Origin of the sequence: Afipia felis ATCC 53690 (assembly GCF_000314735.2) — a bacterium.
GTDB classification, from domain to species: domain Bacteria; phylum Pseudomonadota; class Alphaproteobacteria; order Rhizobiales; family Xanthobacteraceae; genus Afipia; species Afipia felis.
The window spans coordinates 1251320-1264596 of record NZ_KB375270.1 but is presented as its reverse complement, the minus strand read 5'-3'; the positions used below and the strand labels follow the sequence as shown (position 1 = coordinate 1264596).

Annotated in this window: 9 protein-coding genes and 1 pseudogene; 8 read left to right on the top strand and 2 right to left on the bottom strand. The window is 62.9% G+C overall.

The features are described from left to right. Nucleotides 1–27: 27 nt before the first annotated feature. The 8 genes from ccmE to HMPREF9697_RS05925 all read left to right on the top strand — a co-directional run bounded on the left by ccmE (nt 28) and on the right by HMPREF9697_RS05925 (nt 10623). Nucleotides 28–504, top strand: a complete 477-nt coding sequence (gene ccmE / locus HMPREF9697_RS05960; protein ID WP_002716267.1) for a cytochrome c maturation protein CcmE — start codon at nt 28–30, stop codon at nt 502–504. After that, nucleotides 501–2489, top strand: a complete 1989-nt coding sequence (locus HMPREF9697_RS05955) for a heme lyase CcmF/NrfE family subunit (RefSeq protein WP_002716266.1) — start codon at nt 501–503, stop codon at nt 2487–2489. Before ccmE ends, HMPREF9697_RS05955 begins: the two co-directional genes overlap by 4 nt. Nucleotides 2490–2493: 4 nt before the next feature. Then, nucleotides 2494–2985 (top strand): cytochrome c-type biogenesis protein, encoded by a 492-nt coding sequence (locus tag HMPREF9697_RS05950; RefSeq protein ID WP_002716265.1) that lies wholly within the window; start codon nt 2494–2496, stop codon nt 2983–2985. Nucleotides 2986–3030: 45 nt separating this feature from the next. Further along, on the top strand, nt 3031–3666 hold the full coding sequence (locus tag HMPREF9697_RS05945; protein WP_002716264.1) for a pyridoxamine 5'-phosphate oxidase family protein: 636 nt from the start codon (nt 3031–3033) through the stop codon (nt 3664–3666). 163 nt (nt 3667–3829) lie between these two features. Next, complete coding sequence (locus HMPREF9697_RS05940) at nt 3830–5410, top strand: Do family serine endopeptidase (RefSeq protein ID WP_002716263.1); 1581 nt, start codon at nt 3830–3832, stop codon at nt 5408–5410. A 137-nt stretch (nt 5411–5547) separates the two neighbouring features. After that, on the top strand, nt 5548–6267 hold the full coding sequence (locus HMPREF9697_RS05935; RefSeq protein ID WP_002716262.1) for a response regulator transcription factor: 720 nt from the start codon (nt 5548–5550) through the stop codon (nt 6265–6267). Continuing rightward, complete coding sequence (locus HMPREF9697_RS05930; protein ID WP_002716261.1) at nt 6251–7660, top strand: sensor histidine kinase; 1410 nt, start codon at nt 6251–6253, stop codon at nt 7658–7660. Before HMPREF9697_RS05935 ends, HMPREF9697_RS05930 begins: the two co-directional genes overlap by 17 nt. After that, nucleotides 7657–10623, top strand: coding sequence for a bifunctional [glutamine synthetase] adenylyltransferase/[glutamine synthetase]-adenylyl-L-tyrosine phosphorylase (locus HMPREF9697_RS05925; RefSeq protein ID WP_002716260.1), 2967 nt, complete (start codon nt 7657–7659; stop codon nt 10621–10623). The genes HMPREF9697_RS05930 and HMPREF9697_RS05925 overlap by 4 nt, the downstream gene beginning before the upstream one ends. Here HMPREF9697_RS05925 and HMPREF9697_RS20340 read toward each other — a convergent pair. Beyond that, nucleotides 10607–12919 (bottom strand): annotated as a pseudogene (locus HMPREF9697_RS20340) (PAS domain-containing sensor histidine kinase); the annotation flags it as partial. The gene HMPREF9697_RS05925 and the pseudogene HMPREF9697_RS20340 overlap by 17 nt on opposite strands. 113 nt (nt 12920–13032) lie before the next feature. Beyond that, entirely contained in the window at nt 13033–13254 is a 222-nt protein-coding gene (locus HMPREF9697_RS20825) for a hypothetical protein (protein WP_115626075.1), read from the bottom strand. Between the last annotated feature and the right edge of the window lie 23 nt (nt 13255–13277).

Here is a 13277-nt window from a genome sequence, read left to right as displayed (position 1 = left end):
GGGCCGCATCGTGCGCGAAGGATTGAAATGACGCGCAAACAACGGCGGCTGACGATGATTGCGGGCGCGCTGGCGGTGCTGGCCGTGGCCGCGGCGCTGGTGCTGAACGCCATGCGTAGTTCCATCATGTTCTTCACCACGCCCGGCAAGATCGCCGAGCAACACATTGCACCGGGAACGAAATTCCGGCTCGGCGGCCTCGTAGAGAAGGGTTCGCTGGTGCGCGGCGACCAATTGAAGGTCAACTTTGAGGTCACCGACGGCAATGCCAAGGTGCCGGTGGCTTATCAAGGGATTCTGCCGGATCTGTTCCGTGAGGGGCAGGGCGTGATTTCGGAGGGTGCGCTCGACACCAGCGGCGTCTTCCACGCCGACACCGTGCTCGCCAAGCACGACGAGACCTATATGCCGAAGGCTGTTGCCGACGAACTGAAGAAGGAAGGTCACTGGAAGGACGATTACGGCAAGACCTCAGCGGCTGACGCGCCGGGGACGGTGCGATGATCGCCGAGGGCGGGCACTACGCGCTGGTACTGGCGCTTGGGCTGGCGCTGATCCAGTCCTTCGTGCCGCTGATCGGCGCGCGCGTGAACGACCCCGCCTTGATGAACGTGTCGCGCTCGACCGCGATTGCTCAGTTCGCCTTTGTTTTGCTGTCCTTCTTCGCGCTGGTCTCGCTGCACGTGATGTCGGATTTCTCCGTCGTCAACGTCTACGAGAACTCGCACTCGCTGAAGCCGCTGATTTACAAGATCACCGGTGTCTGGGGAAACCATGAAGGCTCGATGCTTTTGTGGGTGTTCATCCTCGCGCTGTTCGGCGCGCTTGTCGCGATCTTCGGTGTCAACCTGCCGCTGTCGCTGCGCGCGCATGTGCTCGCGGTGCAGGCATGGATCGCGACTGCATTCTATCTGTTCATCCTGCTGACCTCCAATCCATTCCTGCGCATCGCCAATCCGCCGATCGAGGGACGCGATCTCAATCCGATCCTGCAGGACCCCGGCCTCGCCGTGCATCCGCCGATGCTTTATCTCGGCTATGTTGGTTTCTCGATTTCGTTCTCCTTCGCCATTGCAGCCCTGATCGAAGGCCGCATCGATGCAGCATGGGCGCGCTGGGTACGGCCGTGGACGCTGATGGCGTGGATCTTCCTCACGCTCGGCATCGCGATGGGTTCGTACTGGGCCTATTACGAACTCGGCTGGGGCGGCTGGTGGTTCTGGGACCCGGTCGAGAACGCCTCGCTGATGCCGTGGCTCGCCGGCACCGCGCTCCTTCACTCCGCGGTGGTGATGGAGAAGCGCGAGGCACTGAAGATCTGGACCGTGCTGCTGGCGATCCTCACCTTCTCGCTGTCGCTGCTCGGCACCTTCCTGGTGCGTTCGGGCGTGCTGACCTCGGTCCACGCGTTCGCAACCGATCCCCGACGCGGTGTTTTCATCTTGATGATCCTGTGCGTCTTCATCGGTGGCAGCCTGTCATTCTATGCGTGGCGTGCGGCCTCGCTGAAGCAGGGCGGGCTGTTCGCGCCGATCTCGCGCGAAGGCGCACTGGTGCTCAACAATCTGTTGCTGACCACCGCCTGTGCCACAGTCTTTGTCGGTACGCTTTACCCGCTGGCGCTGGAAGTTCTGACTGGCGAGAAGATTTCCGTCGGTGCGCCGTTCTTCAATCTGACCTTCGCGCCGCTGTTCCTGCCGCTGCTGCTGGCCGTGCCGTTCGGTCCGCTGCTTGCGTGGAAGCGCGGCGATCTCATAGGTGCTGCGCAGCGTCTGATGACGGCGGGCATCGCCGCGCTGGCGACGATTGCGATTGTCTGGGCATGGGAAAAGGGTGGCAGCGCGCTTGCGCCACTTGCGATCGGGCTCGCGGTTTTCGTCATCATCGGTGCGGCGGTTGATATTGCCGAACGCATCAAGCTGTTCCGCGCGCCCCTGGGGACATCGTGGGATCGTGCCCGGGGCTTGCCGCGCTCGACCTGGGGTACGGCGTTCGCGCATGCCGGGCTCGGCATCGCGCTGATCGGCGTGGTCTGCGAGTCGACGTGGAACATCGAGCATATCGCCACCATGCGGCTGAACGATACCGCGCAGCTTGGCAGCTACAGCGTGACCTTCGATGGCATGAAATCGCAGCAGGGTCCGAATTACCGTGAGGACATCGCGACGTTCGCTATCCGGCAGGGCGGCGTTCAGGTCGGCACGATGACGCCGTCGAAGCGCAGCTTCACGACGCGCGGCATGTCCACCACGGAAGCCGCGTTGATGACGCGCGGCGCAAGTCAGCTTTACATTTCGCTCGGCGCCGCCGAGCCGAATGGCTCGATCACCGCGCGTATCTATTACAAACCGCTGGTGCTCCTGATCTGGTTCGGGCCGGTGCTGATGGCGTTCGGCGGCGCGCTGTCGCTGTCGGATCGTCGCCTGCGCGTCGGCGCGCCGAAGCCGGCGCGGCCTAAGCTCAGCGGCGTCGCGCAACCGGCGGAGTAGGGCGATGCGGCGTCTCGCAGTCCTTGTTGCGCTTGTGTTGATGGTAGGTCTGCCATCGGCGCTCCATGCGGTTCAGCCCGATGAAGTGATGAGCAACCCCGCGCAGGAAGCGCGGGCGCGGACCTTGTCGCGTGAATTGCGCTGCATGGTCTGCCAGAACCAGTCGATCGACGACTCTGAGGCGCCGCTGGCGCGAGACCTCCGCCTTCTGGTGCGCGAGCGGATCGCGGCCGGCGATAGCGACAGGCAGGTGCTGGATTTTCTGGTCGCGCGCTACGGCGAGTTCGTTCTGCTGAAGCCCCCGCTCAAGGAGCACACGCTGATCCTGTGGCTGCTCACGCCCGTCGTCCTGATCGGTGGCGGGGCAGGGTTGTGGCTGTACAACCGCAAGCGCTGGGCCTCGCGCCGCGAGGACATTACGGCGCTGACGCCTGAAGAAGAAGCGCGGCTGGAAAAGCTGATCGCCAGCCACGACTCCGTGGAAAAATCCGTTTGAGCGATTAGACTAGGCGATACGCTTTTCGCTCTTCCTGGAGGATATATGGCCGGCGACCGCATCGCTTCACCCGAAGATCTGGCGAGTGCTTATCCGAATCAGCCTTCTCCGGCTTCGCTCTTCAAGGAAATCGATCATGTGGATGCAAACTATGCAGCCCTGATCGCCGCTTCTCCGTTTGCGGTGATTTCGACGGTAGGGCCCGAGGGACTGGATTGCTCTCCACGCGGGGATGCGCCGGGTTTCGTCACGGTGCAGGATTCGAAGACGCTGCTGATCCCGGATCGTCGGGGCAACAATCGGCTCGATTCGTTCCGAAACATTCTGTCCGACGACCGTATCGGGATGCTTTTCCTGATCCCGGGCTATGGTGAGACCTTGCGTGTCAACGGGCGCGCGGAGCTGTCCTGCGATCCTGATCTGCGCGCGCAATTCGCGGTGGCGGGTCAACGGCCGGCGAGTGTCATGATCGTTCATGTTGAGAAGGCATTCTTTCAGTGTTCACGCGCGGTGGTCCGAGCCGAACTTTGGAATCCCGAGCGGCACGTCGACAGACGCACTTTGCCGTCGGCCGGCATGATCCTGCGCGATATTACGGCCCGCAACGAAGCCGCCGCGATTTTTGATGGCGAGGCTTACGACGCCGCATTGCCCGCACGGGTCAAGGCGACGCTGTACTGAGGGCGTTATTTTCAGGGAGCCTGCGACATCGGCCCGCAGGCGGTATCGCCTTAATTACAAAACCTTAATTCCCCCGACAGAGTGCCGTAAGGGCGCATCCCCCATCTTTCACTCCGAAGACGCATCCCCGCGTCACGAATTTCGATTCACCGGAGTGACCCCCATGACCAATCCCGCCGACTTCCCGAAAATCCCGCCTCAGAAAAAGCCGCGCGGCCTTCTCGCCATGCGCAAATTCGCCCTGATGGCGTCCGTTGTCGCCGGTCTCGGCGCCGCCGCTTATGGCCTCGGCACGCCGTATGCGACGGATGCTTTCGTCAGCACCGCGCACGCCCAGGTCAACAAGGACGTGCGACAGGTTCAGCAGCCGATCGGCTTTGCCGATATCGTCGAGCGCGTGAAGCCGTCGGTGATTTCGGTGCGTGTGCGGATCGAGGAGAAGCAGACGGCGGATAACAACGAGGATCTGCCGTTCCCGCCAGGCTCGCCGATGGAGCGTTTCTTCCGTCGCTTCGGCGGACCCGATGGATTCCCGGGTGGCCCCGGCGGTCGTCGCGGGCACGGCAACCTTGTGACCGGGCAGGGCTCGGGCTTCTTCATTTCGGCTGACGGTTATGCTGTCACCAACAACCACGTCGTCGATGGCGCCGACAAGGTCGAGGTCACGACCGACGATGGCAAGACCTACAAGGCCAAGGTGATCGGTACCGACAAGCGCACCGACCTCGCGCTCATCAAGGTCGAGGGCGGCAGTAACAACTTCCCGTTTGCCAAGTTGTCCGACAGCGAACCACGTATCGGTGACTGGGTGCTGGCGGTCGGCAATCCGTTCGGCCTTGGCGGTACCGTGACAGCTGGCATTGTCTCCGCGCGTGGCCGCGATATCGGCAACGGCCCGTATGACGATTTCATCCAGATCGACGCGCCCGTGAACAAGGGCAATTCGGGCGGTCCGGCCTTCAACACCGAAGGCGAGGTGATCGGCGTCAACACCGCGATCTACTCTCCTTCCGGCGGTAGTGTCGGCATCGCGTTCTCGATCCCGTCCGCGACGGTGAAGAACGTGGTGGCGCAGCTCAAGGACAAGGGCAGCGTCAGCCGCGGCTGGATCGGCGTACAGATCCAGCCCGTCACGCCGGAAATCGCCGACAGCCTCGGCCTGAAGAAGGCAGAGGGCGCGCTGGTGGCCGAGCCGCAGAAGGATGGTCCGGCCGCGAAGGCTGGCATTGAATCGGGCGACGTCATCAACAAGGTGAACGATCAGCCGGTGAAGGATGCCCGCGAACTGGCTCGCACCATCGGCGGCATGGCGCCGGGCGCCTCGATCAAGCTCGGTGTGCTCCACAAGGGTACCGAGAAAACGCTGACCGTGACGCTCGGCGAACTGCCGAACGCCAAGGCGATCAAGAGCGGCTTTAATGACAATGACAACGGCCCCAGCAGGAACGGTAACGGTTCGGACGTGCCCAACCTCGGCCTGACGGTCGCGCCGGCGAAATCCGTCGCGGGTGCCGGCAAGGAAGGTGTCGTGATCACGAGCGTTAACCCGGACGGTGCGTCTGCCGAACGCGGCCTGAAGGAGGGCGATGTGATCCTCGAGGTCGCGGGCAAGTCGGTCGCCACGGCGGACGACATCCGCAGCGAACTGTCCACCGCCCGTGCCGACAAGAAGAATAGTGTCCTGATCCGTGTCCGGAGCGGCGATTCTTCGCGCTTCGTCGCATTGCCGGTCGGTAAGGGCTAACTACATGTGAAGTTCCTTTCGATGGAAAACGCCCCCCTCCGTCGGAAGGGTAATGGGTGGGCGGTGAGGTTTCCCCAGCTTCGCCGCCCATCTTCTTTTCAGTTCCCAATGCCTTGCAAGAAAACGGTCGTCGCGCCATGGTGACAATGAATAATCCCGAGCCAACTCCATCGCAGATGCGCCTGCTCATTATCGAAGACGATCGCGAATCTGCGGAATACCTCGCCAAGGCATTTCGCGAGGTTGGTCACGTTGCGGAACTGGCCGGCGACGGCGAGGAAGGGTTGGCGCTGGCACAGTCCGGCGATTACGACGTGCTGGTGGTCGACCGCATGCTGCCCAAGCGCGACGGCCTGTCGGTGATCGGCACGCTTCGGGAGAAGGGCGACACGACGCCCGCGCTGATCCTCTCCGCGCTCGGCCAGGTCGATGATCGCATCAAGGGCCTGCGCGCCGGTGGCGACGACTATCTGCCGAAGCCTTATTCATTTGCCGAACTGCTGGCGCGCGTCGAGGTGCTGTCGCGCCGTCGCGGCGGCCCTTCGGAAGAAACGAGCTATCGTGTCGGCGACCTCGAACTCGACCGGCTGTCGCATCAGGTCAGGCGTGGCGCGACCGAGATCACTCTGCAGCCACGCGAATTCCGCCTGCTCGAATATCTGATGAAGCATGCCGGCCAGGTGGTGACGCGTACCATGCTGCTTGAAAACGTATGGGACTATCACTTCGATCCGCAGACTAACGTCATCGACGTGCATATTTCACGGCTGCGTTCGAAGATCGATAAAGGGCAGGAGCGGCCGCTGCTGCACACCATTCGTGGCGCCGGATACATGATACGTGACGGCCTTCGGTAAACTGATCCGCACCACGGCGTTCCGCCTGACGCTGGTGTACCTTTTCCTGTTCGCGCTGTTCGCGGCTTCGCTGCTCGGCTATTTCGCCTGGAACACGCGGCGGATGATCACCGAGCAGATCACCGAAACCGTCAACGCCGAGTTGAGCGAACTTGACCAGCAATATTCGCGCGGTGGTATTCGCGGGCTGGTGTTTGCGATCGAAAACCGTGCGATGCGCCCGGGCGCCAATCTCTATCTGCTGACGACGCCGCAGGGACAGGCGGTGGCCGGCAATATCGGCTCGTTGCAGCCTGGCGTGATGAACAACACCGGCTGGGCGAACACTGTCTACCACCGCCTCGACGAAAACGACTCCAAGAAGCATTTCGCGCTGGTGCGGGTCACACAACTGTCCGGCGGTTTCCGTCTCCTGATCGGGCGCGATCTGGAGGAACGGCAGCGGCTGTTCAGCATCGTCGCCAAGGCGGCGCAATGGTCGGTCGCGATCGTGCTGCTGCTCGGGCTCGGCGGCGGTATTTTCGTCGCGCGGCGCGTGCTTCACCGCATCGACGCGATGACGGGGACGACGCAGCGGATCATGGGCGGCGACCTCAGTGAGCGGCTTCCCGTCGGCCGCAGCGGCGACGAACTCGATCGCCTGGCGGAAAACCTCAACGCGATGCTCGACCGGATAGAGGCGCTGATGGCGGGGCTGCAGGAAGTCTCCGACAACATCGCCCACGATCTGAAAACCCCACTGACGCGGCTTCGTAACCGCGCCGAGGAGGCGCTGGCCGACGCCGGCAACGAGACGGAATATCGTGCCGCGCTGGAGCGGACCATCGAGGAATCCGACGGTCTGATCCGTACCTTCAACGCGCTGTTGATGATTGCGCGAGCGGAATCGGGGCAGGCGCGCGACAACATGGTCGATTTCGATACCGCCACGGTTGCCCGCGATATTCAGGAACTCTACGAGCCACTGGCGGAGGACAACGGCCTTGCGCTGGAGGTTGCGACTGAGCCTGCCGTCATTCGCGGCAATCGCGAGCTCATCAGCCAGGCGCTCGCCAACCTCGTCGAGAACGCCATCAAATATGGCAAGCCGATCCAGCCCGCGCCGGATGTGAAGCCGTCCGTGCTGATTGAAGCGCGCCGGGATGCGGAGGGTGTCAAGCTCAGCGTCACTGATCACGGTGACGGTATTCCCGAAGCCGACCGCCAGCGAGCCACCGAGCGTTTCGTCCGTCTTGAAGCCAGCCGTACTCTGCCGGGTTCGGGATTGGGGTTAAGTTTGGCCTCGGCGGTCGCCGTGCTGCACGGAGGCGAACTTCGTCTCGACGATGCACACCCCGGCGTGCGCGCAACCCTTGCCATGCCGGGGCGAGACGTGGAACAAGCGGGGGCATGACGTCAGAGAGTGCAGGCGCCACGGACACCCGACCGTTGGCCGCCCGTTTTGTAACAAATCCGACATCCTTCGCGCCTGAGGAGGCGCAGCAACGCGTCGCGGGCTGGCTCGCCGACCTCCCGGAGGAGGGGGCCGATGCCTGGCGCAACCTTATCGGCGCGCATTCCCGCGCCGGCGCGATCCTCCACGGCATCGCTGAATTCTCTCCCTATCTGTTCGACCTGATCCGGCTCGATCCCGCGCGCGGCCTGCGGGTGTTCACGTGCCAGCCGGAAGCTCAGATGACGGCGCTGATCGCGCAGGCGCGCCATGCGGCGGCGGCCGCCACTGACGAGCCTGCGGTGATGCAGGCCTTGCGGCATCTAAAAGCCGAGGCGGCGCTGTTGATAGCGCTCTGCGATATCGGCGGCGTCTGGTCGGTCGGCGAGGTGACGTCGGCACTGACCGATGTCGCCGTCACCTCCGTGCAGTGTGCGGTGCATTTCCTGCTCTCGCAGGAAGTCGAGCGCGGGCGGCTTCTCGCCAAAGTTCCTCAGCATCCCGAAGAAGGCAGCGGCCTGATCGTGCTCGCAATGGGCAAGATGGGTGCCGGCGAGCTGAACTTCTCCAGCGATATCGATCTGATCGTTTTCTACGATCCCGAGAAGGGACAATTGTCCGAGAGTGTCGAGGCCTCGCCGTTCTTCGCGCGGATCGCGCAAGGCATTGCGCGGATCCTTCAGCAGCGCACCGGCGACGGTTATGTCTTCCGCGTCGATCTGCGGTTGCGGCCCGATCCCGCCTCGACGCCGGCCGCGGTCTCTGTCGAGGCGGCGCTTCACTATTACGAGCGCGAGGGTCGCACCTGGGAACGTGCGGCGATGATCAAGGCACGGCCCTGCGCGGGCGATCTGGCGTCCGGCGAAGGGCTGCTGGCGGAGATTTCACCGTTTGTCTGGCGCAAGCATCTCGACTTCGCGGCGCTGACCGACGTTCACGACATGAAGCGGCAGATGCAGAGCTTCCGTGGTCAGAGCGAGATTTCGGTCGAGGGCCACAATGTCAAGGTCGGGCGCGGCGGTATTCGTGAGATCGAGTTTTTTGCGCAGACCCAGCAACTGATCGCGGGCGGACGCCATCCCGAACTGCGGGTAAGGCCGACGCTGGTCGCGCTCGACATTCTCGCCGCCAACAACTGGATCGCGCAGGACGTGCGCGACGAACTCACACGCGCCTACGAATTCCTGCGCCGCGTCGAGCATCGCATCCAGATGGTCGCCGACGAGCAAACTCATACGTTGCCTGCCGATCGCGAGGGTATCGAACGTTTCGCCCGTTTCTTCGGCTATGCCGACCGCGCGTCCTTTGCCGCCGATCTGCTGTTGCACCTCAACTGCGTGCAGGGACATTACGAGCGCCTGTTCGAGGGCGATCCGACCGAGCCGGAGAAGGCGCCCGATGTCGATTACGGCGCGGGGCCGGACGATGCGCGGCTGCTCGATCAGTTGCGCCGCCTCGGCTTCAAGACACCGCGAACGGTCGCCCAGACCGTGCAGCACTGGATGGCGGGCGAATATCGTGCGCTGAAGGTGGAGAGCACGCGTGACGCGTTCCGCGAATTCGTGCCGAACCTGTTGCGCGGCCTGTCGCGCGCCGAGCATCCCGATGCCGCCGTCAATGAATTCGATCGCTTCCTGCAGGCACTGACCCGCGGTGGCCGCTTGATCTCGCTGCTTGCGCAGAACAGGGACGTGGTGGCGCTGGTGGCATTAATCCTCGGTGCCGCGCCGCGTCTCGGCGACATGCTGGCACGCCATCCGCAGATCATGGACGGGCTGATCGATCCGCGTTTCTTCGGCGCGATGCCCGATCGCGACGAATTGTCGGCGCGCCTGACCGCAACGCTCGCTGATGCAGATTCTTACGAGGAATTCCTCGACCGGCTACGGATGTTCGGGCAGGAGAGCCTGTTCCTGATCGGCACACGGATCTTGTCCGGCACCGTATCCGCGCAGCAGGCGAGCACGGCGTTCGGCGACGTCGCGGAGGGTATCGTGCGCACCGTGCACGACCTCACCGCCCGCCAGTTCGCCGAGCAGCACGGACACATCAGGAGCCAGCAGACCGCGATCCTGGCGATGGGCAAGCTCGGCGGGCGGGAGATGACGGCGTCCTCGGACCTCGACCTGATCCTGATTTACGATTTCGACCACGATCATCCGGATTCGGACGGATCGCGTCCGCTACACGGTGCACAGTATTTCGCCCGCTATACCCAACGCCTCATCAGCGCGTTCACGACGCGGACCAACTACGGCGTGCTCTACGATATCGACATGCGGCTGCGACCTTCGGGGCGGGCAGGTCCGGTTGCGACACGGCTCGATGCCTTCGCCGACTATCAGGACAACGAAGCCTGGACCTGGGAGCACATGGCGCTGACGCGCGCCCGCGTGATCTCCGCGCCGCCGGATTTCCAGAAGCAGATCGAGGAATTGATTGCGCGCGTTCTGATGCGGCCGCGCGACATCGACATCATCGCCAATGACGTGCTGGAAATGCGCAAGGCGGTGGCCGACGAGAAGGGTGAAAGCGACATCTGGGATTTGAAATATGCCGCGGGCGGTATCGTCGATATCGAATTTTTGGCGCAGTACCTGCAGCTCATTCATGCCGCCAAGAAGCCCGGCATTCTCAACGTCAACACCATGCAGGTCTACGACAACGCGGTGAAACTCGGCGTGCTGGCATCGTCGGATGCGGAAGTGCTGCGGCCTGCCGCTCGGCTTTATCAGAACCTGACGCAGGTGCTGCGGCTGTGCGTGTCGGAGAAGTTCAAACCAGATACGGCTGGGGAAGATCTTTTGCGCGTGATGACTCGGGCTGCCGACGCGCCCGACTTTTCCGCGGTTGAGGCGCGGCTTCGGGAGACGCAAGCCGAGGTGCGCGAGATTTTCCTGAAGCTGATGCAGGCGCGGCCATAGCTATCGCCGGTTCGCAGGCTTGGCACGGCAGGCTGATCCTGACCACGGTCCCGACGTCGAGTTGCGAGCGCAGCTTCATCGAACCGCCGTGCAGTTGCACCAGTGATTTGGCGATGGCGAGGCCAAGGCCTGAGCCGTGATAGCTCTTGGTCAGCTGGCTTTCGACCTGCTCGAACGGATGGCCGAGGCGGGTGAGGGCTTCCTTTGGAATGCCGATGCCGGTGTCGGCGATTGTCAGCGTCACCCTACCGCCGATGCTGCGGCTGCGCACCATGATGCGTCCGCCGTCTGGCGTAAACTTCACCGCATTCGACAAAAGATTGACGAGGATCTGCTTCATCGCGCGACGGTCCGCGATGACCGGCATGGCGCCGTCGATCCGGCTGTCGAGCGTCAGACGTTTACCGTCGGCGCGGCTCGAGGCGACGCGCGTGGATTCGGAAATGGTTTGCGCGAGATCGAGCGCCTCGGGGCTGAGCTTCATGCGCCCGGCCTCGATCTTCGACATGTCGAGTACGTCGTTGATGACGTCGAGTAGGTAATTGCCGCTGCTCAGGATGTCCTGGCAATACTCCTGATAACGCTCCGAGCCGAGCGCGCCGAACATGCCGCGGCCCATCACCTCGGAGAAACCGATGATGGCGTTGAGTGGCGTGCGCAACTCGTGGCTCATATTGGCGAGGAATTTCGACTTGGTCTGGTTGGCTTCCTCGGCGCGGTGTTTCTCCTCGGCATATTTCTGTGCGAGGTCGGCGAGCTCCTTGGCCTGCTGCTCGAGCGCCGATTGCGAGCGCTTGAGATCGACCACATAGGCCGTCAGCCGCAGGTCATTGTCCACCAGCCGCTGCTCGTGGCGCTTGATCTGGGTGATGTCGGTGCCGATCGACACGAAGCCGCCGTCCTTGGTGCGCCGCTCGCTGATGTGCAGCCAGCTTCCGTCATTGAGTTGCGCTTCGAACGTGCGCGAACCGGGGGCGGAGATGTCGGTATCGGCAACGCGGGCGCGGATTTCCGGCATGTGACCGACCTCGGCCACCGTCTCGTAGGGCGTGCCCGCTGTAACGGCGGAATCCGGCAGCTTGTGCAGACGCTGGAAGTGCGAGTTGCACAGTACCAGCCGGTTTTCCGAATCCCACAACACGAATGCTTCCGGAATGGTCTCGATGGCGTCTCGCAGGCGCAGATCCGCCTCGACCGTCCGTTGCGCAAGACTCTTTTGTTCTGTGATGTCGAGTGCGATGCCGATCAGATGGCATCCGCCATTGCCGCGGGCTTCGGTCAACTCGCAGCGCACGCACAGCCAGATCCAGTGGCCGCTGGCGTGGCGCATGCGGAAGGTCTGGTCTATGTGGGTGATCTGGCCCGACAGCAACTGGTCGGCGATCGCCAGCAGATCGATATCCTCGGAGTGGACCAGCGCGTTGACCTCGCCGAACGCGAGCAGGTCGTTACGGCTCTCCAGCCCTAGCATCGTGAACATCGACTGCGACCAGAAGATGCGCCCGCGCGACAGATCCCAATCCCACAATCCGCAGCGGCCGCGATTGAGCGCGGTGTCGATGCGCCCACGAACGGCGTCGTTGATGAGGTCGCTTTCACGCGCGCGGGTCGATTGCCAGTGGAAAGCAAAGCCAAGAATGAGCACGACGAAGCCGGTGGTCGCCGACAGCGTGATCTGCAGCGTCGTGTCGGAATGCCATGACGCAGCGTTCTGCGCCTGCATGACGATAATATTGCCGGGCGCATTGTTCAGCGCGCGTTGGGTTGCCAGCGTGATCCGCCCGTCGGGCAGTGTCAGTTCGGTGACGGCTTCGCCGGTGCTGTCCAGCGCCTGGATTTGCGCGGGCGTGATGGCGTCGAAGGCGGTGTCGTTGCTGCCGTCGAGCGCGAGCTGCGCACCCTGCTGCCGGTCGAGCCCGGTGATGAGGATATGCCGCCCGGCGGCGCTGGCCCATGACGGCACGAGATCGGGCAGGGATGACTGGAGTTTCGTTGCCGACAATGCGCGGTCGGGTCGGCGTGCCGCGAGATGATCGATGCGCTCTTTCATCAGGTCGGCGAGGGATGCGATCTCGCGCGTCGTGGCGGCGTGTTTCTGGCGGTTCTGATCGAGCACCTGCACGAAGGCGCCGATCAGGATCGTCACCAGGAAGGCGATGATGAGCGTGGGAACGGCGCGGCGCAGAAGCGGTTCGGCAATGAGCAGGCGATTATAAGCTGGTTGAGCTATCGACTGTGCCAATCCTTTGATGGAATCGGATTGGACACACGAACTCGTCGCGTGAACGCGCGTCATTAACAGCCCCCGGATTTGCCGTTGTCCCCTCCGAAAGCTGACGCGTAACTGGCTCTCGAATCGCAAGCTGATTTGAATCGAGTTTTCCCACGCTGTCGAGAGTCAACGAATCCTTAATCGAAAATAATTTTATCCAACGCTTCTTTTGAGGTCGCGAATGACGGTTTTTTGAGTCCGAACCGAGAACGTTTGCCTGCACGATGCCGATGACGCGGCAGGACAGCGGTGAGTACAGATGACGTCGTCCTCGCAAACGCGACGAAGCAAGGCGTCACGCCATCATGATCGTCCTGTTCGTCTGTCGCCTGCCATTGCGGTTGTGTCAGGTCGTCCATTTTGCAGGGTGGTCTCGCAGCCT